We start from the raw sequence: 22,232 nt of genomic DNA, 5'->3' as shown, positions 1-22,232 counted from the left end.
GATGCGGGGGCGGGGCGCCGCATCCGGCTCGGGCGGCGGATATCCACTGGCGCCGACCCGATAGGCTGGTAGGCGGTCCGGAGCTTTCGCTTCGATGTGATGACCAGCACAGACCGGCCGGACAGACAAGGATTTCACACCGCTATGACTAGCCGCATCGAGCTCGCCCGCGTGGATCTGCGCGGACGTACGCCCTCCGCTGCCGAACTGCGCGCGGCGCTGCCGCGCGGGGGAGTGGACGTGGACTCGGTGCTGCATCATGTGCGGCCGGTGGTGGAGGCGATCCGCGACCGCGGTGTCGAGGCCGCGCAGGAGTTCAGCGCGAAATTCGACGGCATCGCCCCGGCGAGCGTGCGCGTCCCGGCCGCCGAACTCGACAAGGCCCTCGCCGAACTGGATCCGGCCGTGCGCGCGGCGCTCGAGGTGGCCATCGAGCGCACTCGGAAGGTGCACGCCGACCAGCGCCGCACCGACACCACCACCGAGGTGGTGCCCGGCGGCACCGTCACCGAACGCTGGGTCCCGGTCGAGCGCGTCGGTCTCTATGTGCCCGGCGGCAATGCCGTCTACCCGTCCAGCGTCGTCATGAACGTCGTCCCCGCGCAGGCCGCGGGCGTGGACTCGCTGGTGGTGGCCTCGCCGCCGCAGGCGCAGTTCGGCGGACTGCCGCATCCGACGATTCTCGCCGCGGCGATGCTGCTCGGCGTCGAGGAGGTGTGGGCGGTCGGCGGCGCCCAGGCGGTCGCGTTGCTGTCCTACGGCGGCACCGACACCGACGGCGCGCAGCTCGCGCCCGTCGACATGATCACCGGTCCGGGCAACATCTACGTCACCGCCGCCAAGCGGCTCTGCCGCGGCCTGGTCGGCATCGACGCCGAGGCCGGTCCCACCGAGATCGCGATCCTCGCCGACGGCACCGCCGATCCCGCACACGTGGCCGCCGATCTGATCTCCCAGGCCGAACACGATGTACTCGCCGCCAGCGTGCTCGTCACCGACAGCGCGGCGCTGGCCGATGCGGTCGACGCCGCGATCACCACCCAGCTCGCGGTGGTCAAGCACCGGGAACGGGTCTCGGAGGCGTTGTCCGGCAAGCAGTCCGGGGTCGTGCTCGTCGACGACATCGAGCAGGGGCTGCGGGTCGTCAACGCCTACGCCGCCGAACACCTCGAGATCCAGACCGCCGACGCGGCCGCGGTCGCCGGACGGGTCCGCAGCGCGGGCGCGGTCTTCGTCGGTGCGTGGTCGCCGGTGAGTCTCGGCGACTACTGCGCCGGATCGAATCACGTCCTGCCCACCGCCGGGTGCGCGCGCCACTCCTCGGGTCTGAGCGTGCAGACCTTCCTGCGCGGTATCCACGTCGTCGAATACAGCGAAGCCGCGCTGAAAGATGTTGCCGGACACGTGGTCTCGCTGGCCAATGCCGAGGATCTGCCGGCGCACGGCCAGGCCGTGCAGGTGCGTTTCGAGGCCCTGTCATGACCACGACCGCCGATATCCCGGGCGCCGCGGCGACCCTCGACGATCTGCCGCTGCGCGAGAACCTGCGCGGTAAGAGCCCGTACGGCGCACCGCAATTGGCGGTGCCGGTGCAGCTGAACACCAACGAGAATCCGCATCCGCCGAGCCGGGCGCTGATCGACGACGTGGCCGAATCCATTCGCGCCGCCGCCGCCGACCTGCACCGCTACCCCGACCGCGACGCGGTGGCGCTGCGCACCGACCTGGCCGCGTACCTGACCCGCCAGACCGGTGTCACCGTGCAGACGGCGAACGTCTGGGCGGCCAACGGCTCCAACGAGATTCTGCAACAGCTGCTGCAGGCCTTCGGCGGGCCCGGCCGCAGCGCCCTCGGCTTCGTGCCCTCGTATTCGATGCACCCGATCATCTCCGAGGGCATCGACACCGAGTGGATCGAGGCCGAGCGCAACAGCGACTTCTCCCTCGACATCGACTATGCGGCCGCGGTGATCGCCGACCGCCGCCCCGATGTGGTGTTCGTGACCAGCCCGAACAACCCGACCGGGCATTCGATCGCCCTCGCCGATCTGGAGCGCCTGCTCGAGGCGGCGCCGGGCATCGTGGTGGTCGACGAGGCGTACGGCGAGTTCTCCGCCGCGCCCAGCGCCCTCGCACTCATCGACCGGTATCCGGCGAAGCTGGTGGTCAGCCGCACCATGAGCAAGGCCTTCGCCTTCGCCGGTGGGCGGCTCGGCTATCTGGTCGCCGCGCCCGCGGTGATCGAGGCGATGCTGCTGGTGCGGTTGCCCTACCACCTGTCGGTGGTGACCCAGGCCGCCGCCCGCGCCGCGCTGCGCCACGCCGACGAAACGCTGGCCAGTGTCGCCGAACTCGCCGCGCAGCGGGAACGGGTGGCGAAGGCGTTGCGGGAGATGGGGTTCGAGGTCGTGCCCTCGGATGCGAACTTCCTGCTGTTCGGCTACTTCGCCGACGCACCCCGCACCTGGCAGCGCTATCTGAACGAGGGCGTGCTGATCCGCGACGTCGGCATTCCCGGCTATCTGCGCACCACCATCGGCTTGGCCGCCGAGAACGACGAATTCCTGCGCGTGAGCCGGATGCTGGTGGCCACCGAGGTGATCTCCCGATGAGTACGGAAGCGAGTATGAATCGAACCGCCCGGGTGGAACGCACCACCCGCGAATCCAGCATCGTGGTCGAGCTGAATCTCGACGGCACCGGCCGGACCGACATCTCCACCGGCGTGCCGTTCTACGACCACATGCTCACCGCCTTCGGCCAGCACGGCAGCTTCGATCTGACCGTGCAGGCCAAGGGCGATATCGAGATCGAGGCGCATCACACCGTCGAGGACACCGCCATCGTCATCGGGCAGGCGCTCGGCGAGGCGCTGGGTGACAAGAAGGGCATCCGCCGCTTCGGCGACTGCTACATCCCGATGGACGAAACCCTCGCCCACGCCGTCGTCGACGTGTCCGGCCGGCCGTACTGCGTCCACGACGGCGAGCCGGAGCGGCTGCTGCACACCGTGATCCCCAGCGCCGGTCCCGGTGCGTCGTATTCCACGGTGCTGAACCGGCACGTCTTCGAATCGATCGCCCTCAACGCCCGGATCGCACTACACGTGCGGGTGCTGTACGGCCGCGACCAGCACCACATCACCGAGGCCGAATTCAAGGCCGTCGCACGGGCGCTGCGCGCCGCGGTCGAACCGGACCCGCGGGTCACCGGTGTGCCGTCCACGAAGGGAACGCTGTGAAATCGGTTGTGCTGCTGGACTACGGCTCCGGCAATCTGCATTCCGCGGCGCGCGCGCTGGCCCGCACCGGCGCGGAGGTCACCGTCACCGCCGATCCCCAGGCCGCGCTGAACGCCGACGGCTTGGTCGTGCCGGGTGTCGGCGCCTTCGCCGCGTGTATGGCCGGGCTGACGCAGGTGCGCGGGGAGCGGATCATCGGCACCCGCCTCGCCGGCGGCCGTCCGGTGCTCGGCATCTGCGTGGGCATGCAGATCATGTTCGAGCGCGGCGTCGAGTTCGGGGTCGAGTCCGAGGGCTGCGGACAGTGGCCGGGCACGGTGGAACGGCTTCCGGCGCAGGTACTTCCGCATATGGGCTGGAATACCGTGCAGGCTCCCGCCGACAGCGTGCTGTTCGCCGGGATGGATCCCGGGACGCGCTTCTACTTCGTGCACTCCTACGCGGCGCAGAAGTGGGAATGGGACGACAACGGCACCCTCGCCCCGGCGAAGCTGATCTGGGCCGAACACGGCGGGCCCTTCCTCGCCGCGGTGGAGAACGGGCCGCTGTGCGCCACTCAGTTCCACCCGGAGAAGTCCGGCGACGCGGGTGCGCAGCTGCTGCGCAACTGGGTCGGCTCGCTGTAGGGGACTACGTCTGCGGCGGGAGGGTGTCGACCCGGCCCGCGAGCCACCGGCCGTCGACGTTGTCGAGGAACACCCGCAGCTGGGACCGTTCGGGGCGGGGCAGGCCCAGCGTGGCATCGCTGCGTTCGGACCGGTCGATGGTCACCACGACCTGGGAATGGTCGGGGTCGGCCACGTCGGTGCGGCATTCCACCGAGTTGGCCTCGGAGCGGACGTGCGCCGAGGTCACGTGCGCCTGCCGATCGGGCGCCGACGCGGCGAACTGGTCGTGGAACGCGCCGGTGGACAACTCCAGGACCCGGCGGTCGTAGTCGTCGTAGCCGGCCCAGTCGTAGGTGGTGAACTGCCGCCCGAAATCGCAGGCCGCCAACTGAATCGGATCGGTGGGGGCGGCCACGGCCGCCGGGGGCGCGAGCATCGCGGCGCCGACGGCCCCGCACGACAACGCGAACATGATGGGCCGCAACGTGATCCGCGACATGGGTGAAGATCCTCTTCGTCGACAACGATGGCAGTACGTGCCCCCGACCCAGGGTACGTACGCGGAGACCGCCGGTCTGGACCTCCTGCGCACAGTGACACACGCAGTCTTCGGATTGCCCGGCGTTGTCCAGCTCAAACGTGTGATGCTCGTCCCCGCAGCCAGTGACCGGCGTCCTATTTGCGCCATCCCGGCACCGCGACGCCAACCGGTAGCCAGTAGGCTGCACACGTGAGTCTTGTGCTGCTACCCGCCGTCGATGTCGCCAATGGTGAGGCCGTGCGCCTGGTACAGGGGGAGGCCGGCAGCGAAACCAGCTACGGCGCCCCCCGCGATGCCGCGCTGGCCTGGCAGGAGGCGGGCGCCGAATGGGTGCATCTGGTCGACCTGGACGCGGCCTTCGGTCGCGGCTCCAACCGCGAACTGCTCGCCGAGGTCGTCGGTGAGCTGGATGTGAAGGTCGAGCTGTCCGGCGGCATCCGCGACGACGACTCGCTGAAGGCCGCGATGGCCACCGGCTGCGCCCGGGTCAACCTGGGGACCGCGGCACTCGAGGATCCGCAGTGGTGCGCCCGCGCCATCGCCGAATACGGCGATCGGGTCGCGGTCGGGCTGGATGTGCGGATCATCGACGGCGACTACCGGTTGCGGGGCCGTGGCTGGGTCAGCGACGGCGGTGACCTGTGGGAGGTGCTCGAGCGCCTGGAACGCGACGGCTGCGCCCGCTACGTGGTCACCGACGTGAGCAAGGACGGCACGCTGCAGGGGCCCAATCTCGACATCCTGCGGCAGGTGTGCGCGGCCACCGAGGCGCCGGTGATCGCCTCCGGCGGCGTCTCCACCCTCGATGATCTGCGTGCCATCGCCGGGCTGGTGTCCGACGGGGTGGAGGGCGCGATCGTCGGAAAAGCCTTGTACGCCGGGCGTTTCACGCTGCCCGAGGCGCTGGACGCGGTTCGCTGACGTGACCGCCGCCGTCTCCGACCCGGCCGCGTTGCTCGCGACGGCGAGCGAGATATTGGACGGTGCGGCACCGCGTTTCGTCGAAGGGCTGGGGGCGCCGAGCGCGGTGCAGAAGGGCCGCGGCGACTTCGCCACCGCGCTGGATCTGGAGCTGGAGCGCACGCTGTCGCAGCAGCTGGCCGACCGCACCGGAATCCCGGTGCACGGCGAGGAATTCGGCGGGCCGGAACTGAGCTCGGGCACCGCCTGGGTGCTCGACCCCATCGACGGCACCTTCAACTACTCTGCGGGCCATCCGCTGTCGGCGATGCTGCTGGCGCTGGTGGCCGACGGACAGCCCGTTCTCGGTCTGACCTGGCTGCCGCTGCTGGACCGGCGCTACGCCGCGGCGGCCGGCGGGCCGCTGCTGCTCAACGGAAAACCGTTGCCGCCCTTGGAACCCGGTCGCCTCGCCGAGTCGATGATCGGCTTCGGCGCTTTCAACATCGACGCCCACGGCCGGATCCCGGGCCGGTTCCGCTTCGACCTGCTGGGCGCGCTGAGCCGCCTGTCGAGCCGGGTGCGCATGCACGGATCCACCGGCATCGACCTGGCCTACACCGCGTCCGGAGTGCTGGGCGGCGCGGTCGTGTTCGGTCACCATCCGTGGGACAACGCCGCCGGCGTGGCGCTGGTCCGCGCCGCGGGCGGTGTGGTGACCGATCTGCGCGGCGAAGAATGGTCGATCACCTCGCGGTCGGTGCTGGCCGCCGCGCCCGGGGTGCACGAAGAGCTACTGGACATGATCGACAGCGCCGTCGACCGCGCCTCCGAGCGCAACGAGAATTCGGAAGGGACGCAATGACACTGGCGGTACGCGTGATTCCGTGCCTGGACGTCGACGCCGGCCGGGTGGTCAAGGGCGTGAACTTCGAGAATCTGCGCGATGCGGGCGACCCGGTGGAACTGGCCGCCGCCTACGACGCCCAGGGCGCCGACGAGCTCACCTTCCTCGACGTCACGGCCTCGAGCGGTGATCGCGGCACCATGATCGACGTGGTGACCCGCACCGCCGAGCGGATCTTCATCCCGCTCACCGTGGGCGGTGGCGTGCGCACGGTCGAGGATGTGGACCGGCTGCTGCGCGCGGGCGCGGACAAGGTGTCGGTGAACACCGCGGCGATCGCGAATCCGGAGATCCTGCGCGAGATGTCGCAGCGCTTCGGCTCGCAGTGCATCGTGCTGTCGGTGGACGCGCGCCGCGTGCCCGACACCGGCTCGCCCACCCCGTCGGGCTGGGAGGTGACCACCCACGGCGGCAAACGCGGCACCGGTATCGATGCGGTGGAGTGGGCGGTACGCGGCGCCGAACTCGGCGTCGGCGAGATCCTGCTCAACTCGATGGACGCCGACGGCACCAAGGGCGGTTTCGACCTGCCGATGATCAGTGCGGTGCGCGAGGCCGTCTCGGTGCCGATCATCGCCAGCGGCGGCGCCGGCGAGGTCGACCATTTCGCCCCCGCGGTGCGCACGGGCGCCGACGCGGTACTGGCCGCCAGCGTCTTCCACTTCGGCGATCTGACGATTCCGCAGGTCAAGGACGCGATGCGGGCCGAGGGCATCACCGTCCGCTGAGGCCGAACGGCATCTGCGCAGAGGACGAACAGCTCCGACAGGACAGGTATAACGATGGGTATGAGTTTGGATCCCGCCGTCGCCGCCCGGCTCAAGCGCAACGAGGCGGGCCTGGTCGCGGCGATCGCGCAGGAACGCGGCACCGGCGATGTGCTGATGATGGCGTGGATGGACGACGAGGCCCTGGCCCGCACCCTCGCCACCCGCAAGGCCACCTACTACTCGCGCTCGCGGCAGCAGTACTGGGTCAAGGGCGAGACCTCGGGACATACCCAGTACGTGCACGAGGTGCGGCTGGATTGCGACGGCGATGCCGTGCTGCTGATCGTCGACCAGCAGGGCGCGGCCTGCCACACCGGCACCCACACCTGCTGGGACGGAGATCTGCTGCTCGCCGACGCGAGCTGAACCGGTCAGTGGGCGGCGCCGGCCGTCGCCTCGGTGGCCGGCGGGTCGGGTAGTCCGTCGGCGCGCCCGATACCCCGGGACAGGCCCGCGTCGAGCTGCGTCACCAGTGCCTCACCGAGGGTGAGCAACTGTTCGACCTGCTCGTCGTCGATGCCGTCGAACACCAGCCCCCGCACCCCTTCGAGGTACGCGGGGGTCGCCTTCTGTACCTGTTCGAAACCCTCGTCGGTCAGCACCGCGTAGGCGCCGCGGCGGCCGCGCACCACGTCGCGGCGGGCCCAGCCCAGCCGTTCCAGCTTCGTCACCACATGCGACAACCGCGATAGCGAAGCATTTGCCCTACCGGCCAGCTCGCTGAGTTGCAGGCGATGTCCGGGCTCCTCGGACAGCAGTGCCATCAGGAAATACTCGAAATGCGTCATACCGGCTTCGCGTTGCAGCTGGGTGTCCATTGCCGCCGGTAATCGGGTGGTCAGCGCGACCAGAGTCCGCCACGCTCGCCGTTCGGTGGGATTGAGCCATTCCGTCACTTCGCGCCCTCTCTTGCAGCCCAGTGACGTAAATCTCCGTTCACCGTCACTCGCGACCAACAAGTTTGCCACGACGTCGCTCGCTGGTCAGCCCGGTTGCCGGCGACGTGACAGCTATCACGCCGGTGCGCGATCGCGACGCTGTCGGTTCACTCCCTGATATCGCCTGGTGGACGCGTGTCGTTAGCAGTGTCGGGCGCGGTGACGATGCCGGCTTCGGCGCGGCGGGCCGACCGCGCTCGCCACTGTTTGCGTAGCAGTAGCACGAGCAGCACCGCGACGATCGCGGCCGCCACGATGGCGCCCACCAGCGAGGCGCCGCGGAATCCGGGCGCATCGACGTCGAGCACGCGTTCTCCGGCGTGCGCGGCGCTGTTGCCGCCCAGCACGATGGTGAGTGTCATCAGATTGGGCAGGGCCACGAGCAACGCCAGCACCGCCGCGGCGCCGGCGGCGAATTTGCCGGCTCGGGTGCGCCATACCCGCACCGCGCCGAGCAGGAGCAGCAGGGGGATCAGCGTGCACAGGAAGCCGATCGCCAGCCCCGACCAGATGCCCTGGGCGAAGCTGCCGTGCCCGGACATGCCGGCGATCCGCTGCGCCCACCAGCGCGGAATGAAGGCCGACAGCACGAAATAGGCGACGACCAGCACGATGATGACCGCGAGCAGGCCGAGGGCTCGATTCCGCCACACGGTGGCTCGGGGCTTGGTCCCGGAGTTCGTGAGGGAGCTCGTCGATGTCATGAATCCAGCGTATGCGCGAGGCGCGCGCCTACGCCGGGAGAATCGTGCCGTGTCAGGCCGTCAGTGCGCCCTCACCTGGGAAAAGGAGCGTGCACCCAGGGGCCGCCCGGGGTGTGTCCGGCGGTCGCTTCAGGACCGGTGCTCACGCAGGGCGGTCAGCGCCGCGTCGGCGTGGACGTTCGCGCGCAGTTCGCCCGAGATCACCGCGAGAACGGTGCGGTCGGTGTCGATCACGAAGGTCTGCCGCTTCACCGGCAGGAAGTTGCCGAGCAGACCGCCGATCGCGCCGGAACGCTTGACGCCGAACCGTTCCGCCACCGCGCCGTCGCGATCGGACAGCAACGGATAACCGAGGGTTTGCGCCTGTGCGAAACCGGCCTGGGTGTCGACCGAATCGGTGCTGATTCCCGCGCAACTGGCGCCCAGGGCCGCGAATTCGCTTGTCAGATCACGGAAATGACAGGCCTCCGCGGTGCACACGGGAGTATTGGCGGCGGGGAAGAAGAACAGCGTCAACGGCCCGCCGGCCAGCAACGAATCGAGCGACCGGACCGCGCCGGTCTGGTCGGGAAGTTCGAACCCGGGTGCGCGCTGGCCTTTTTTCACAGTCGCGAGGGTACCGGGCGGCACGGTTGCCCGGTACCTTCCGCGAATCGCGTGGGTCGCGGCGGGGCCAGGAAATCTCGGTTGCGGCGGACTGGAATGATGAGCGATATGCACGGCGCCGCATTCGACCGTCCGAAAACCGCAACCACCACCACCCGGGACCAGTTCCGCGAACTCGCGGCCGCGCACCGGGTGGTGCCGGTGACGCGCAAGGTGCTGGCCGATTCTGAGACCCCGCTGTCCGCCTACCGGAAGCTGGCCGCGGACCGGCCGGGCACCTTCCTGCTGGAGTCGGCGGAGAACGGTCGTTCGTGGTCGCGCTGGTCGTTCATCGGCGCCGGCAGTCCCACCGCGCTGACGGTCGTCGACGGCCAGGCGGCGTGGCTGGGCGCCACCCCCGCCGACGCCCCGGCCGGCGGCGATCCGCTGGCAGCGCTGCACGACACCCTGGAACTGCTGCGCACCGAGCGCCTGCCCGGCCTGCCGCCGTTGACCGGTGGGCTCGTCGGCTATCTGGGCTACGACATCGTGCGCCGCATCGAACGGCTGCCGGAACTGACCACCGACGATCTGCACGTCCCCGAGATGGTGCTGCTGCTGGCCGCGGATCTGGCCGCCTTCGACCATCACGAAGGCGCCATCACGCTGATCGCCAACGCGGTGAACTGGAACGGCACCGACGAGCGCGTCGACGTGGCCTACGACGACGCCGTCGCCCGGCTCGACCGGATGACCGCGGCGCTGGCCGCGCCCGCCGAATCGACCGTCTCCGTCTTCGACCGTCCCGAACCGGACTACATCCGCCGCCGCACCAGCGAGGACTTCGGTGCGGGCGTGCGGCGGCTGGTCGGCGAGATCGAGGCCGGCGAGGCGTTCCAGGTGGTGCTGTCGCAGCGGTTCGAAATGGACTTCGACGGCGAACCGCGCGATGTGTACCGGATGCTGCGCGCCTCGAACCCGAGCCCGTACATGTATCTGATGCACATTCCCGACGGTGCGGGCGGCACCGCCTTCTCCATCGTCGGATCGAGCCCGGAATCGCTGGTGACCGTGAAAGACGGTGTGGCGACGACACATCCGATCGCCGGCACCCGGTGGCGCGGCGCCACCGAGGAGGACGATGTGCTGCTCGAGAAGGATCTGCTCTCCGACGAGAAGGAGAACGCCGAACACCTCATGCTCGTCGACCTGGGCCGCAACGATCTGGGCCGGGTGTGCGAGCCGGGCACCGTGCGCGTCACCGAATACCGTCACATCGAGCGCTACAGCCACGTGATGCATCTGGTGTCGACGGTGACCGGGCGGCTGGCGGCCGGTCGTATCGCCCTCGACGCCGTACGTGCCTGCTTCCCGGCCGGCACGCTCTCCGGTGCGCCGAAGGTGCGGGCCATGGAGTTGATCGAGGAGAACGAGCCCACCCGCCGCGGCGTCTACGCCGGGGTCGTCGGCTACCTCGACTTCGCCGGTGACGCCGATACCGCGATCGCCATCCGCACCGCGCTGCTCAAGGACGGCATCGCGTATGTGCAGGCCGGTGCCGGCATCGTCGCCGATTCCCAGCCCGACTACGAGGACGAGGAGTCGCGCAACAAGGCGATGGCCGTTCTCAAGGCCGTCGCCGCCGCGCGCACCGTGCGCACCTTCACCCCCGAACCCGACGGTGCCCCGCTATGAGTAATCCGGAATCCGATCCAGCCCAACGACATTCGCCGGACCGCCCGGAAGGCACGTCCGTGCCGGGCACGAACGGCGCGTCGTCCACCGCGGCGAGCCCGCCGCGGTCCGATGCCGCCGGCTCCGCCGCCGATCGCGCGCCGGTTCCACCGGGCGTCGACGACCAGGCCACCCAACGGTCCGGCGACGGTGACCCCGACCGCTACGTTCCCGAGACGGATACCGCCGAGGACACGACACCGAAACGCGCCCGCCCCGTGCTGCCGGTCCTGCTGCTCGCCGTCGGCGCGGGCGCGCTGTGGGCCTCCTCGCGCATGACCTGGGTGACGCTGCGTTCCTCCGACGGCCTGACCGAACCGCGCACCCAGCATCTCAACGGCGGTCTCTGGTTCGGGGCGCTGACGCCACTGGCGCTGGTGCTGCTGGCCTCGATCGCGGCCGTCTTCGCCACCAGGGGCTGGCTGCGCCGGCTGATCGGGGTGGTGGTGGCGCTGGTCGCCGCGGTCGCGGCGGTGCCCGGCCTGGCCCTGCTGACCCACCACGGCACGATCGCCGAACGGGCCGCCCGGCTCGCCGAACTGCCCGCCCGCGCGCACGTCGACGCCGCCACGGCCGCCACGTTCCCGGCCGCGCTCAGCGTCGTCGGCGCGCTCGCCGCCTTCGCCGCCGGGGTGCTGCTGGCCCGCATGCCCGAAACGACCGCCCGCATGTCGGGCAAGTACGACAACCCGGTGTTCCGCCGGGCCGCGGCCGCGGAACAGGTCGCCGACCGACGCCGCACGGGCGACGCGGAGTCGGGCGCCGACGCGCCCCCGACTGCGACGCCGAAGTCCTCTCCGCACACCCCGGAGCCGGAGTCGGGCGAACTCTCGCAGCGCGTGCTGTGGGACGCGCTCGACGCGGGCGCCGATCCGACCGACGACGAGCCGGGCCGATGAGCGCGATACCACGGCGTGCCGGGCGGCAGGCGTCACACCCCGCCTTCGGCTCGGCTTACCCTTCCATTTACTCTTTATCAGCATCGGTGAGACAGCACCTGGGGGGATTCTCAGGTAGCAAGTCCGTCTCCCCAGAAAGGATTCGAGCCAGATGACGGTACTCGACTCGATTCTCGACGGGGTCCGTGCGGATGTGGCCGCTCGGGAAGCCCTCCTGGATTTCCAGGCCGTCAAGAAGGCCGCCGCCGCGGCACCCTCGCCGCGCGATGCGCTCGCCGCACTGCACGCGGACGGGATCGGAGTCATCGCCGAGGTCAAGCGCGCCAGCCCCTCGAAGGGTGAGCTCGCCGACATCCCGGACCCGGCCAGCCTGGCGAAGTCCTACGAGGACGGTGGTGCGCGCATCATCAGCGTGCTCACCGAGGGCCGCCGCTTCCACGGTTCCCTCGACGATCTGGACGCGGTCCGCGCGGTCGTCGACGTGCCGATCCTGCGCAAGGACTTCGTCGTCGGCCCGTACCAGATCCACGAGGCGCGTGCGCACGGCGCGGACGTGATCCTGCTGATCGTGGCCGCCCTGGAACAGGACGTGCTGGCCTCGCTGATCGATCGCACCGAATCGCTGGGCATGACCGCGCTGGTCGAGGTGCACACCGAGGAGGAGGCGGATCGGGCACTGACCGCCGGCGCCTCCGTCATCGGCGTGAATGCCCGCAACCTGAAGACCCTCGAGGTCGATCGCGACGTCTTCGCCCGCATCGCGCCCGGACTGCCCACCGAGGTCATCCGGGTCGCCGAATCCGGCGTCAGCGGCACCGCCGACCTGCTCGCCTACGCCGGCGCCGGCGCCGATGCGGTGCTGGTCGGCGAGAGCCTCGTGACCAGCGGCGACCCGCGTGCCGCCGTCTCCGAGCTGGTGACCGCGGGCACCCATCCGTCCTGCCCGCGTCCGCTGCGGCGGGGTGTCACCCGATGACCGGCGTGCACGAGCAGCTGCCCCAGGCCAGCGAGGGCGTCACCCACCGCAGCCACGAACCGGATGTCGGCGGCCACTTCGGCGTCTACGGCGGCCGGCACGTGCCCGAGGCACTGATGGCGGTGATCGAAGAGGTCTCCGCCGAATACGACAAGTCCCGCCTGGATCCCGACTTCCTGGCCGAACTCGACCGGCTGCAGCGCGATTACGCGGGCCGGCCCTCGCCGGTCTTCGAATGCAAGCGGCTCTCCGAGCACGCCGGCGGCGCCCGCATCCTGCTCAAGCGCGAGGATCTGAACCACACCGGTTCGCACAAGATCAACAACGTGCTGGGCCAGGCCCTGCTCGCCCAGCGCATGGGCAAAACCCGCGTCATCGCCGAGACCGGCGCCGGTCAGCACGGTGTCGCGACCGCCACCGCCTGTGCATTGCTCGGCCTCGAGTGCGTGATCTACATGGGCGCGGTCGATACCGCCCGCCAGGCGCTCAACGTCGCCCGGATGCGACTACTCGGCGCCCGGGTGGTGTCGGTGACCACCGGATCGCAGACGTTGAAGGACGCGATCAACGAGGCGCTGCGCGACTGGGTCACCAACGCCTCGGAGACCTACTACTGCTTCGGCACCGCCGCCGGGCCGCATCCGTTCCCGCTGATGGTGCGCGATTTCCAGCGCGTCGTCGGCCTCGAGGCGCGGGTACAGGTGCAGGCGCAGACCGGCCGGCTGCCCGATGCCGTCGTGGCGTGCGTGGGCGGCGGATCGAACGCGATCGGCATCTTCCACCCGTTCCTCGACGACGAGGGCGTGCGGCTGATCGGCTACGAGGCGGCCGGTGACGGTGTCGAAACCGGCAGGCACGCAGCCACTTTCGCGGGCGGCCGGCCGGGTGCGTTCCAGGGCGCCTACTCGTACCTGCTGCAGGACGAGGACGGCCAGACCATCGAATCGCATTCCATCTCGGCCGGTCTGGACTATCCCGGTGTCGGACCCGAGCACGCCTACCTGAAGGACATCGGCCGCGCCGAATACCGGCCGATCACCGATGTCGAGGCGATGGACGCGCTGCTGCTGCTCTCGCGCACCGAGGGCATCATCCCGGCCATCGAATCGGCGCACGCGGTGGCCGGCGCCTTGCAGCTGGGCCGCGAATTGGGTTCGGGCGCAATCATTCTGGTGAATCTGTCCGGACGCGGCGACAAGGACATGGATACCGCGGCGCGCTGGTTCGGCCTGTTCGACGACGCCGCCGCCCCGGAGGAGAAACACTCGTGAGCCGTCTGGAATCGACCTTCGCGGCCAGTCGCGGCGAGGGCCGCGCCGCGCTGATCGGATACCTGCCCGCGGGCTACCCGGACCTGGCCGGATCCATCGACGTGTGCACCGCGATGGTCGAATCCGGTTGTGACATCATCGAAGTCGGTATCGCCTACTCCGATCCGGTGATGGACGGCCCCACCATCCAGGCCGCCACGGAGCAGGCCCTGCGCGGCGGCGTGCGGGTACGTGACGTGTTCACCGTCGTCGAGGCCATCACCGCCGCCGGGGGCAACGCTGTGGTGATGACCTACTGGAATCCGGTGCTGCAGTACGGCGTCGATCGCTTCGCCCGTGACCTGGCCGCGGCCGGTGGTCTCGGGCTGATCACCCCCAACCTGATTCCCGAGGAGGCGGGGGAGTGGTTCGAGGCCTCCCGCGCCCACGATCTGGACCGCATCTTCCTGGTCGCTCCCTCCTCCACCGAGGAGCGCCTGGTCAAGACCATCGAGGCCAGTAGCGGATTCCTCTACGCCGCCTCCACCATGGGTGTCACCGGCGCGCGCGACGCGGTGTCCTCGGCGGCACCGGAACTGTGCGCGCGGGTGCGCGCGCACTCCGATATCCCGGTCGGTGTCGGCCTGGGCGTGCGCAGCGGTGCGCAGGCGGCCGAAATCGCTTCCTACGCCGACGGAGTGATCGTCGGCTCGGCGCTGGTCACGGCCGCGGGAGAAGGGCTGGACCAGGTCCGCAAGCTCACCGCGGAACTGGCCGAGGGCGTGCGTTCGGCGGCCGTCACCAGCTGATCGGCGACGCGAACTGGGCGGAGCGCGCCCCCTCCGTTACGGTGGGGCCCGTGACTTTTCCAGTCCTGGCAGACGGCGTCGATATGCACGGTGGGGCACTACTGGCCTATATTCCCAGTCCGCCGCGAGGCGTATGGGATGTGGGGCCGTTCCCGCTGCGCGCCTATGCGATCTGCATCATCATCGGCATCATCGTCGCGATCTGGTGGGGTGAGCGGCGCTGGCGCGAGCGCGGCGGCGAGCCGGGCAAGGTCCTCGACGTGGCGATGTTCGCGGTGCCGTTCGGACTCGTCGGCGGCCGGCTCTACCACGTGGCCACCGACTGGGAGAAGTATTTCGGCGCCGGCGGGCATGCGATCAACGCGCTGAAGATCTGGGAGGGCGGCCTCGGTATCTGGGGTGCGGTGCTGCTCGGCGGCGTCGGCGCCTGGATCGGCTGCCGGGTGTATCGAATCCCCTTGCCCGCGTTCGGTGATGCCATCGCTCCCGCGATTCTGCTCGCCCAGGCCATCGGCCGCCTCGGCAACTACTTCAACCAGGAGCTCTACGGCCGCAAGACCGATCTGCCGTGGGGCCTCGAGATCTATCTGCGATTCGACTCCGACGGCCAGCTGGACATGATGAACGGCGTGTCCACCGGCGTGGTGGAGAAGGTCGTGCAGCCGACCTTCCTCTACGAGCTGATCTGGAATCTGCTCGGCGTCCTGGTGCTGGTGGCGGTCGACAAACGCTGGCGGATCGGCCACGGCCGCCTGTTCGCCCTGTACGTCGCGATCTACACCTTCGGCCGCTTCTGGGTCGAGCTGCTGCGCGACGACGAGGCCACCCACATCTTCGGCATCCGGGTCAACTCCTACACCTCGGCGATCGTATTCCTGTGTGCGCTGGCCTATTTCGCCCTCGCCACCAAGGGCCGCGAAGCCGCCGCACAGCTCGCCGCCGGCGGTGAGCGCCCCTGGCCCTGGCAGTGGGGTGCGCTGCGCAAGCACGGCGCCGCCGGACAGGAAGCCGCGGCCGCTGCAAGCGCGCCTGCCGTTACGGCCGGCGAATCCGCCGACGGCGAGAAGCCGGGCGACGCCGCGACACCGGAGGACGATCCGAATTCCGCCGCGAAGGCCGACGACTCGACGGCGGCCGGGAAGCCCGACGCGGGCGCCATCTCCCCATCCGGCGAATCGGGTGAGTCCACCTCCGGCCCCTCCGATGTGGCCGAGACCGGCAACGAACCGGATCCGTCCGCCGATGACAAGGATGCGGCCGGTGTCCCCACCGCCGGGAACAGCGAGCAGCGGGCCGACGGCACGTCGGGTAAGCCGGGCCGGAAGAAGGCGGACAAGAGCTGAGCGGGCCCACCGCTCGAATCAGGAGGACTTCGTGACCGACCCCTATCAGCCGCAGCCGGGCTACGGCCCGCAGTACGGGGCACCGGGTACCGGACCGGGAAATCCGGGCGGCTACGGCGAATCCGGCCCCTACGGAGCGGCCCAGTCCGGCCCCTACGGCCACAGCCAGCCGTACGGCCAGCCTGCCGACCCTTACGCCCAGCCGTACGCCCCCGGCCCGGGCTACCCGCCCGCGCCGTACGGCATGGACCCGGAGGCGCCGTACGGGCGCAACATGTACGGCGAACCGCTCTCGGACAAATCGAAGCTGACCGCCGGGCTGCTGCAACTGTTCGTCGGCGGTCTCGGGATCGGCCGGTTCTATCTCGGCTACACCGGCATCGGCGTCGCCCAGCTCCTGGTCACGCTGTTCACCTGCGGTCTGGGTGGAATCTGGCCGTTCATCGACGCGATTCTGATCCTCACCGGCAAAGTTCGCGATCCGTACAACCGGCCCTTGCAGGAGTGACGACCATGCCGGCCAAGTATGTGACGTGCGTCATATTTTCGTCGATTGACAGTGCGGGGTGTGCCGATCAGCGCCACTGCGGCGGCAGGACTAGGCTCGGTGCGTGATGCGACGGACAAAGATTGTGTGCACTCTCGGGCCGGCCACCGCCACCGAGGACCGGATCCGTGAACTTGTCGACAGCGGCATGGACGTGGCCCGGTTGAATTTCAGTCACGGAGAACACGCCGATCACGCCGAGAACTATCACAAGGTGCGGCACGCCGCCGAGCAGATGGGCCGTGCGGTCGGCATCCTCGCCGACCTGCAGGGGCCGAAGATCCGCTTGGGCCGGTTCATCGAGGGCCGCACCGTGTGGGCGACGGGCGAGGAGGTGCGGATCACGGTCGACGACGTGGAAGGCACCCACGATCGCGTCTCCACCACCTACAAACAACTATCCGAGGACGCCAAGGCCGGTGACCGGCTGCTCGTCGACGACGGCAAGGTCGGGCTGACCGTGGTCCGCGTCGAGGGCAACGACGTGGTGTGCCGCGTCACCGAAGGCGGTCCGGTCTCCAACAACAAGGGCGTCTCGCTGCCGGGGATGGATGTGTCCGTTCCCGCCCTGTCCGACAAGGACATCGAGGATCTGGAATTCGCCCTGCGGCTCGGCGTGGACTTCATCGCCCTGTCGTTCGTGCGGTCTCCCTCCGACGTCGAGCTCGTCCACGACGTCATGGACCGCGTCGGCCGCCGGGTGCCGGTGATCGGCAAACTCGAAAAGCCCGAGGCCATCGACAATCTCGAGGCGATCGTCCTCGCCTTCGACGCGATCATGGTGGCCCGTGGCGACCTCGGCGTCGAGCTGCCGCTCGAGCAGGTGCCGCTGGTGCAGAAGCGGTCGATCCAGATGGCGAGGGAGAACGCCAAACCCGTCATCGTCGCCACCCAGATGCTGGAGTCGATGATCGGCAACTCCCGCCCGACCCGCGCCGAGGCCTCCGACGTCGCCAACGCGGTGCTCGACGGCGCCGACGCCGTCATGCTCTCCGGTGAGACCTCGGTCGGCCAGTATCCGATCGAAACGGTGCGGACGATGGCGCGCATCGTGCACGCCGTGGAATCGGAGTCCTCGACCCGGGTGCCGCCGCTGACCCACGTCCCGCGGACCAAGCGCGGCGTGATCTCCTACGCGGCCCGCGATATCGGCGAGCGGCTCAACGCCAAGGCGCTGGTGGCCTTCACCCAGTCCGGCGACACCGTGCGCCGGCTGGCCCGCCTGCACACCACGCTGCCGCTGCTGGCGTTCACCCCGCTGCCGGAGGTGCGCAGCCAGCTGGCGCTGACCTGGGGTGTGGAGACCTTCATCGTCCCGCCGGTGGGCACCACCGACGAGATGATCGGCCAGGTCGACAAGGAACTGCTGTCGCTGAATCGCTACGCCAAGGGCGATCTCGTGGTGATCGTGGCCGGCTCCCCGCCGGGTACCGTCGGCTCCACGAACCTGATCCACGTGCATCGCATCGGCGAGGAGGACCACTGAGGTGAGCGCATCACTGGGCGAATCGGTCGGGACCGGCCGCGAGAGCGGCGGCGATCTCGCCGTCCTGCTCGGCCTGCTCGAGCTCGAGGAGATCGGCGAGGACGTCTTCCTCGGTCACCATCCGGAGAAGGTGTGGAGTCGCACCTTCGGCGGCCAGTTGGTGGCGCAGGCGATCATCGCGGCCGGCCGCACGGTCGGACCGGGACGCCCGGTGCACGCGGTCAACGCTCATTTCGTGCGGGGCGGTGATGTGCGCAAACCGATCGAATACCGGGTCGAGCGCCATCGTGACGGGCGGGCCTTCGCCAACCGCACGGTGACGGCGTATCAGGACGATCAGGAACTGTTCGTGATGCTGGCGGCGTTCCAGGACTGGGCCAAGGGCCTGGAACACGCCAGCCCGCAGCCGCAGGTGCCCGATCCGGACGGCCTGCCCCGGGTGGAGGAGTCCTTCTCCGGGTTCGAGGACAAACTGCAGATGTTCGTGCAGGCGCCGCATCCGATCGATATGCGCTACACCAACGATCCGGCCTGGATCCTCAAGGGCACCGGCGGCACCCTCAACCACAACCGTGTGTGGATGAAGGCCGACGGCGAACTGCCCGACGATCCGCTGATCCACGTGGCGACGCTGGGATATTCGTCCGACACCACGGTGCTGGATTCGATCATCACCACGCACGGGCTGTCGTGGGGCCACGACCGGATCGTGGCCGCCACCGTGAATCATTCGATCTGGTTCCACCGTCCGTTCCGCTTCGACGACTGGGCCCTGTACGCGACGCAGTCACCGGTGGCCGCCGGTTCGCGCGGTCTGGCCACCGGTCACTTCTATTCGCGGGCCGGAGAGCTGCTGGCCACCGTCGTGCAGGAGGGCGTGATCCGGCACTTCCCGGCGCGCAAGTAGCGCCGGGCGCGCCGGTCAGAGGCGTTCGCGGTTCTCGTCGAAGTCGTAACTGTCGCGATGCAGCGCGTGAATCGTGTAGGGCACGGCGTCGGCGGTGGTGGCGATCCCGAGGACCAGCCGATGCTCGAGTGCGGCCAGACCGGTCTCGGTGAGCTGATCGGGATCGCCCACCAGGCTGAGTGCTATCTCGTAGGTGCACCGCGAGCCGGGATGGCGGTCGGGGTGTTCCAGGCGCCACTGGGTTTCCAGCACCGTGTGGGCGGGTTGATCGGCGTCGACGGGCAGGGTGAAGCGCCAGGCGAAAACATCGTGCTCGGCGAGGTGGTCGTCGACCACGCAGCGCACGGTGTGCACGACGCGGTCGAGCGTTTCCGGTGTGACGTAAACATGGAGTGAAACATCCGAAATTCGTTTCGGCATGTCTGTGTCCTGTTCCGGTGTCGAACCATCGGCGTCGGCAGTTTCCGCGGGGAGTCTAACCCCGGAATCCGATCCGTGGGAGGGCGGCATGCCCGGCACCGGATTGTTCAGGCGTGGCGGCCGATTCGCACGGGCTCGATACCCCAGGGCGGCGTCTCGACGCGCCCGCCGGGCAGCAGGACCAACCGGGGCCGGCCGGACTCCGTGCGGCCCGTGTCGCGGGGGGCGTGCAGGGCGAGCAGCAACGGGACCAGCGTTTCGGCGATCCGATCGCCCACGGCACAGTATTTTTCGCTCGACAAGCCGACCGGGTCGGCGATGTTCTCCCGGCCCACCAGAGCCAGATCGTTTCGGGCACTGTCGATCTGGGCGATCGTGCGGGCGCCGGAGACCTTCGTCACGCGGTAGGCCTCGAGCAGTGTGAAGGTCCGGGGCCGGGCGGCCGGAACCAGGTCGATGATGTGGTCGCGGATCTGCTCGGTCATCGCCAGCACGAGGTCCGCGCGCGTGACCATCTCCGGCTTCAACTTGCGTGCTGAGAAGTTGCTAGGATCCGCGCCGAGGCCTGTGATGGTCTGTGCCGCAAGGGGATCGACGCCGAAGCCGACGAGCGCGCGGGTGCCGGCGCTCTCGGCGGTCAGGTCGTCGAGGCCGTGTTCGGCCGCGACGGCGCGGGTCAGACGTTCGGCGATCACCGAGCGGCAGACGTTGCCGGAGCAGACGAACAGGACGTGCATGACCGCTACGGTAAGTGGCAACGGCCCCCGGTAGAAGCCCGGGACGGCCGAAAACCGCTGATTTAACGTGATGTTCAGCTGCCCGTAGCGCGTCGCGTTCGACCGTTTGCCGAACTTTCGCTGATCGGCCGGGTACAGGGTGCGGCGCTACGGCTGCCGGTCCGCGCCGGAACCCTCGGCGCCGGAGGCGTTTCGATAGTAGGAGGATTCCTCGACGACGGGTGCGACCGTCGGTTCCGTGCCGAGATGAGCGCTGTCCGCGCCGGCGCGCGTGGCGTTGTCCTGCGCCCGGCCGCGCGCACTGAACAGCGGCCCGCGCATGGCCCGGGTGGGAGCGACGGCGCCCAGACCGGTCGGCGTGGTCATATCGTCGTACATGGTGTCGATGCCGCCGCGCAGGAAATAGGCCTCGTGCCAGAATCCGGTGCCGCCGGAGTCGCGCAGAAACCGCTGCCACCAGTCGCGGTGCGGCTGGGAACGGGTCCAGCGCTCCAGACTGTCCAGATCGCGCCAATACTGGCGGGCGCCCCAGTGTGGCGGGAACAGCGACCAGATGATGTCCTCGTGCCGCAACAGGCCGTCGGGCCGATCGTGATGGGAGCGGTACAGTTTCGGCCCCAGGCCGAGCAGACGCAGCATTCCCCGCGGCGTCCGCACCCGCATCCCCAGATAGATCACCACCAGATCGGGATATTCCGAAAGATCCGCGGTGAGCCGGTTCACCCGCATACGCGCGACCTCCTCCTGCCCGGGGTCGTGTGCCCCACCCTACGCGTATTCACGGGGCAACCTGCCGATTCGGTTCGAATACGACAAAAGCGGCCCGATCGGACCGCCCAGGATGGTGCCGAGTGTGGGACTCGAACCCACACGTCCGTGAGGACAACGGTTTTTGAGACCGTCGCGTCTGCCAGTTCCGCCAACTCGGCGCACCGGGAGGAAATGATAGCCGGTGGGTGCCCAGGTTACCGAATCGGTGCCGTGCGGGCGGGTTCCCGCTGGGTAGATGGGTTGTGAGCGACGTTGAACGGTACGCTTTAGGACACTCGGCGTGCGTGGCCGGTGACAGGGTGGGACCGGAGGCGCACATCGGGTGTCGGCATCGGAATATCGAGGGGTCTGTCTATGGGAACGAATGCAGGGGGCGCGGGCGCGAAGCAGGACGCGCCGGCTGCCGCGAAGCGTGTCGTGGTGGCCGAGGACGAGGCGCTCATCCGGATGGACCTTGTGGAGATGCTCTCCGAGGAGGGCTACCAGGTGGTGGGTGAGGCCGGCGACGGCCAGCAGGCGGTCGATCTGGCCGTGGAACTGCGCCCCGATCTGGTCATCATGGATGTGAAGATGCCGCGGCGCGACGGTATCGATGCCGCCGGCGAAATCGCCTCCAAACGTGTTGCGCCCGTAGTGATTCTGACCGCGTTCAGCCAGCGTGACCTGGTGGAGCGGGCGCGCGACGCGGGTGCGATGGCCTATCTGGTGAAGCCGTTCACGAAATCGGATCTGGTGCCCGCGATCGAGTTGGCGGCCAGCCGTTTTCACGAGATCTCGGCGCTGGAACAGGAGGTCGCGAATCTGTCCGACCGCCTGGAGACCCGCAAACTGGTCGAGCGCGCCAAGGGCGTGCTGATGCAGACGCAGGGACTGTCGGAGCCGCAGGCGTTCAAGTGGATCCAGCGCACCGCGATGGATCGGCGCACCACCATGAAGGCGGTCGCGGAGGTCGTTCTGGAGAATCTCGCGCCCAAGTCCTGAGCGTCGCTCGTTCGCGACCGTCACGCGGGTGGCGGCTCGCGATCGCGCACCGGTCGCGGGCTCGGGGCGAGCCCGGCGTGCGAAGTCCGGCGGGTACCGCTGAGGCGGGTGTGGTCGGAGTGAAAGGCACGCGTCGGTACCGCGGGTGCGGATTCCCCGCGACACATCCCGGTCCGTG

At 69.4% G+C, this 22,232-nt stretch carries 24 protein-coding genes, 1 tRNA gene and 1 pseudogene; 18 read left to right on the top strand and 8 right to left on the bottom strand.

Annotation, left to right across the window (positions count from 1 at the left end):
* Positions 1-144 precede the first annotated feature (144 nt).
* The 4 genes from hisD to hisH are packed head-to-tail and all read left to right on the top strand — an operon-like array spanning position 145 to position 3,867.
* Positions 145-1,482, top strand: coding sequence for a histidinol dehydrogenase (gene hisD / locus NA3_RS25520; RefSeq protein ID WP_062966181.1), 1,338 nt, complete (start codon positions 145-147; stop codon positions 1,480-1,482).
* Positions 1,479-2,612: a histidinol-phosphate transaminase gene (locus tag NA3_RS25515; protein WP_062966180.1), complete on the top strand. Its 1,134-nt coding sequence runs from the start codon at positions 1,479-1,481 to the stop codon at positions 2,610-2,612. The genes hisD and NA3_RS25515 overlap by 4 nt, the downstream gene beginning before the upstream one ends.
* On the top strand, positions 2,609-3,241 hold the full coding sequence (hisB, locus tag NA3_RS25510) for an imidazoleglycerol-phosphate dehydratase HisB (protein ID WP_030514645.1): 633 nt from the start codon (positions 2,609-2,611) through the stop codon (positions 3,239-3,241). Before NA3_RS25515 ends, hisB begins: the two co-directional genes overlap by 4 nt.
* Positions 3,238-3,867 carry an imidazole glycerol phosphate synthase subunit HisH gene (gene hisH / locus NA3_RS25505; RefSeq protein ID WP_062966179.1) on the top strand — a complete coding sequence of 210 codons (630 nt, stop codon included), beginning with the start codon at positions 3,238-3,240 and terminating at the stop codon, positions 3,865-3,867. Before hisB ends, hisH begins: the two co-directional genes overlap by 4 nt.
* A 4-nt stretch (positions 3,868-3,871) precedes the next feature.
* On the opposite strand, the gene NA3_RS25500 is transcribed toward hisH, so the two are convergent.
* The gene (locus tag NA3_RS25500; protein WP_062966178.1) at positions 3,872-4,348 is read right to left on the bottom strand and encodes a hypothetical protein; all 477 of its coding nucleotides are present in this window, start codon (positions 4,346-4,348) and stop codon (positions 3,872-3,874) included.
* 231 nt (positions 4,349-4,579) lie between these two features.
* Between NA3_RS25500 and priA the strand changes: the two genes are divergently transcribed.
* From priA to hisI, 4 genes are read left to right on the top strand one after another with little or no spacing between them, the layout of a single operon-like run.
* Positions 4,580-5,311 carry a bifunctional 1-(5-phosphoribosyl)-5-((5-phosphoribosylamino)methylideneamino)imidazole-4-carboxamide isomerase/phosphoribosylanthranilate isomerase PriA gene (gene priA / locus NA3_RS25495; RefSeq protein WP_062966177.1) on the top strand — a complete coding sequence of 244 codons (732 nt, stop codon included), beginning with the start codon at positions 4,580-4,582 and terminating at the stop codon, positions 5,309-5,311.
* Between the two features lies 1 nt (position 5,312).
* Positions 5,313-6,155 (top strand): inositol monophosphatase family protein, encoded by an 843-nt coding sequence (locus NA3_RS25490; RefSeq protein ID WP_062966176.1) that lies wholly within the window; start codon positions 5,313-5,315, stop codon positions 6,153-6,155.
* Positions 6,152-6,925, top strand: a complete 774-nt coding sequence (gene hisF, locus NA3_RS25485) for an imidazole glycerol phosphate synthase subunit HisF (RefSeq protein ID WP_062966175.1) — start codon at positions 6,152-6,154, stop codon at positions 6,923-6,925. The genes NA3_RS25490 and hisF overlap by 4 nt, the downstream gene beginning before the upstream one ends.
* A 60-nt stretch (positions 6,926-6,985) precedes the next feature.
* Positions 6,986-7,333: a phosphoribosyl-AMP cyclohydrolase gene (hisI, locus tag NA3_RS25480; protein ID WP_030514639.1), complete on the top strand. Its 348-nt coding sequence runs from the start codon at positions 6,986-6,988 to the stop codon at positions 7,331-7,333.
* A 5-nt stretch (positions 7,334-7,338) separates the two neighbouring features.
* On the opposite strand, the gene NA3_RS25475 is transcribed toward hisI, so the two are convergent.
* The 3 genes from NA3_RS25475 to NA3_RS25465 all read right to left on the bottom strand — a co-directional run bounded on the left by NA3_RS25475 (position 7,339) and on the right by NA3_RS25465 (position 9,215).
* Positions 7,339-7,863, bottom strand: a complete 525-nt coding sequence (locus tag NA3_RS25475) for a MarR family winged helix-turn-helix transcriptional regulator (RefSeq protein ID WP_227995297.1) — start codon at positions 7,861-7,863, stop codon at positions 7,339-7,341.
* 149 nt (positions 7,864-8,012) lie between these two features.
* Positions 8,013-8,609 carry a hypothetical protein gene (locus NA3_RS25470; protein WP_062966174.1) on the bottom strand — a complete coding sequence of 199 codons (597 nt, stop codon included), beginning with the start codon at positions 8,607-8,609 and terminating at the stop codon, positions 8,013-8,015.
* A gap of 129 nt (positions 8,610-8,738) precedes the next feature.
* Positions 8,739-9,215 (bottom strand): peroxiredoxin, encoded by a 477-nt coding sequence (locus tag NA3_RS25465; RefSeq protein ID WP_062966173.1) that lies wholly within the window; start codon positions 9,213-9,215, stop codon positions 8,739-8,741.
* 96 nt (positions 9,216-9,311) lie between these two features.
* Between NA3_RS25465 and NA3_RS25460 the strand changes: the two genes are divergently transcribed.
* The 9 genes and pseudogenes from NA3_RS25460 to NA3_RS25420 all read left to right on the top strand — a co-directional run bounded on the left by NA3_RS25460 (position 9,312) and on the right by NA3_RS25420 (position 19,145).
* Entirely contained in the window at positions 9,312-10,889 is a 1,578-nt protein-coding gene (locus tag NA3_RS25460) for an anthranilate synthase component I (protein WP_372464235.1), read from the top strand.
* Positions 10,886-11,827 (top strand): TIGR02234 family membrane protein, encoded by a 942-nt coding sequence (locus tag NA3_RS25455; RefSeq protein ID WP_084491858.1) that lies wholly within the window; start codon positions 10,886-10,888, stop codon positions 11,825-11,827. The genes NA3_RS25460 and NA3_RS25455 overlap by 4 nt, the downstream gene beginning before the upstream one ends.
* Before the next feature lie 151 nt (positions 11,828-11,978).
* Positions 11,979-12,803, top strand: coding sequence for an indole-3-glycerol phosphate synthase TrpC (gene trpC / locus NA3_RS25450; protein WP_030514633.1), 825 nt, complete (start codon positions 11,979-11,981; stop codon positions 12,801-12,803).
* The gene (gene trpB / locus NA3_RS25445) at positions 12,800-14,074 is read left to right on the top strand and encodes a tryptophan synthase subunit beta (protein ID WP_062966172.1); all 1,275 of its coding nucleotides are present in this window, start codon (positions 12,800-12,802) and stop codon (positions 14,072-14,074) included. Before trpC ends, trpB begins: the two co-directional genes overlap by 4 nt.
* A complete protein-coding gene (trpA, locus tag NA3_RS25440; RefSeq protein WP_062966171.1) occupies positions 14,071-14,862 on the top strand; it encodes a tryptophan synthase subunit alpha in 792 nt (263 codons plus the stop codon). Before trpB ends, trpA begins: the two co-directional genes overlap by 4 nt.
* Before the next feature lie 83 nt (positions 14,863-14,945).
* Positions 14,946-15,887, top strand: a pseudogene (lgt, locus tag NA3_RS25435) (prolipoprotein diacylglyceryl transferase); the annotation flags it as partial.
* A 349-nt stretch (positions 15,888-16,236) separates the two neighbouring features.
* The gene (locus NA3_RS39325) at positions 16,237-16,713 is read left to right on the top strand and encodes a TM2 domain-containing protein (protein ID WP_062966169.1); all 477 of its coding nucleotides are present in this window, start codon (positions 16,237-16,239) and stop codon (positions 16,711-16,713) included.
* A gap of 103 nt (positions 16,714-16,816) precedes the next feature.
* Complete coding sequence (gene pyk / locus NA3_RS25425) at positions 16,817-18,238, top strand: pyruvate kinase (RefSeq protein ID WP_084491857.1); 1,422 nt, start codon at positions 16,817-16,819, stop codon at positions 18,236-18,238.
* Between the two features lies 1 nt (position 18,239).
* Complete coding sequence (locus NA3_RS25420) at positions 18,240-19,145, top strand: acyl-CoA thioesterase (RefSeq protein WP_062966168.1); 906 nt, start codon at positions 18,240-18,242, stop codon at positions 19,143-19,145.
* A 15-nt stretch (positions 19,146-19,160) separates the two neighbouring features.
* On the opposite strand, the gene NA3_RS25415 is transcribed toward NA3_RS25420, so the two are convergent.
* The 4 genes from NA3_RS25415 to NA3_RS25400 form a co-directional block, all read right to left on the bottom strand.
* Positions 19,161-19,565: a hypothetical protein gene (locus tag NA3_RS25415; protein ID WP_062966167.1), complete on the bottom strand. Its 405-nt coding sequence runs from the start codon at positions 19,563-19,565 to the stop codon at positions 19,161-19,163.
* 107 nt (positions 19,566-19,672) lie between these two features.
* Positions 19,673-20,302 carry an arsenate reductase/protein-tyrosine-phosphatase family protein gene (locus NA3_RS25410; RefSeq protein WP_062966166.1) on the bottom strand — a complete coding sequence of 210 codons (630 nt, stop codon included), beginning with the start codon at positions 20,300-20,302 and terminating at the stop codon, positions 19,673-19,675.
* 147 nt (positions 20,303-20,449) lie between these two features.
* On the bottom strand, positions 20,450-21,031 hold the full coding sequence (locus NA3_RS25405; RefSeq protein WP_062966165.1) for a phenylacetaldoxime dehydratase family protein: 582 nt from the start codon (positions 21,029-21,031) through the stop codon (positions 20,450-20,452).
* Between the two features lie 113 nt (positions 21,032-21,144).
* Positions 21,145-21,231: transfer RNA gene (locus NA3_RS25400), tRNA-Leu, on the bottom strand.
* A gap of 196 nt (positions 21,232-21,427) precedes the next feature.
* Between NA3_RS25400 and NA3_RS25395 the strand changes: the two genes are divergently transcribed.
* On the top strand, positions 21,428-22,054 hold the full coding sequence (locus tag NA3_RS25395) for an ANTAR domain-containing response regulator (protein ID WP_030514623.1): 627 nt from the start codon (positions 21,428-21,430) through the stop codon (positions 22,052-22,054).
* Positions 22,055-22,232: the final 178 nt, after the last annotated feature.

Source organism: Nocardia africana NBRC 100379 (assembly GCF_001612635.1).
GTDB classification, from domain to species: Bacteria; Actinomycetota; Actinomycetes; order Mycobacteriales; family Mycobacteriaceae; genus Nocardia; species Nocardia africana.
The sequence above is the reverse complement of the archived record's forward strand: the minus strand, read 5'-3'. Positions and strand labels throughout refer to the sequence as shown.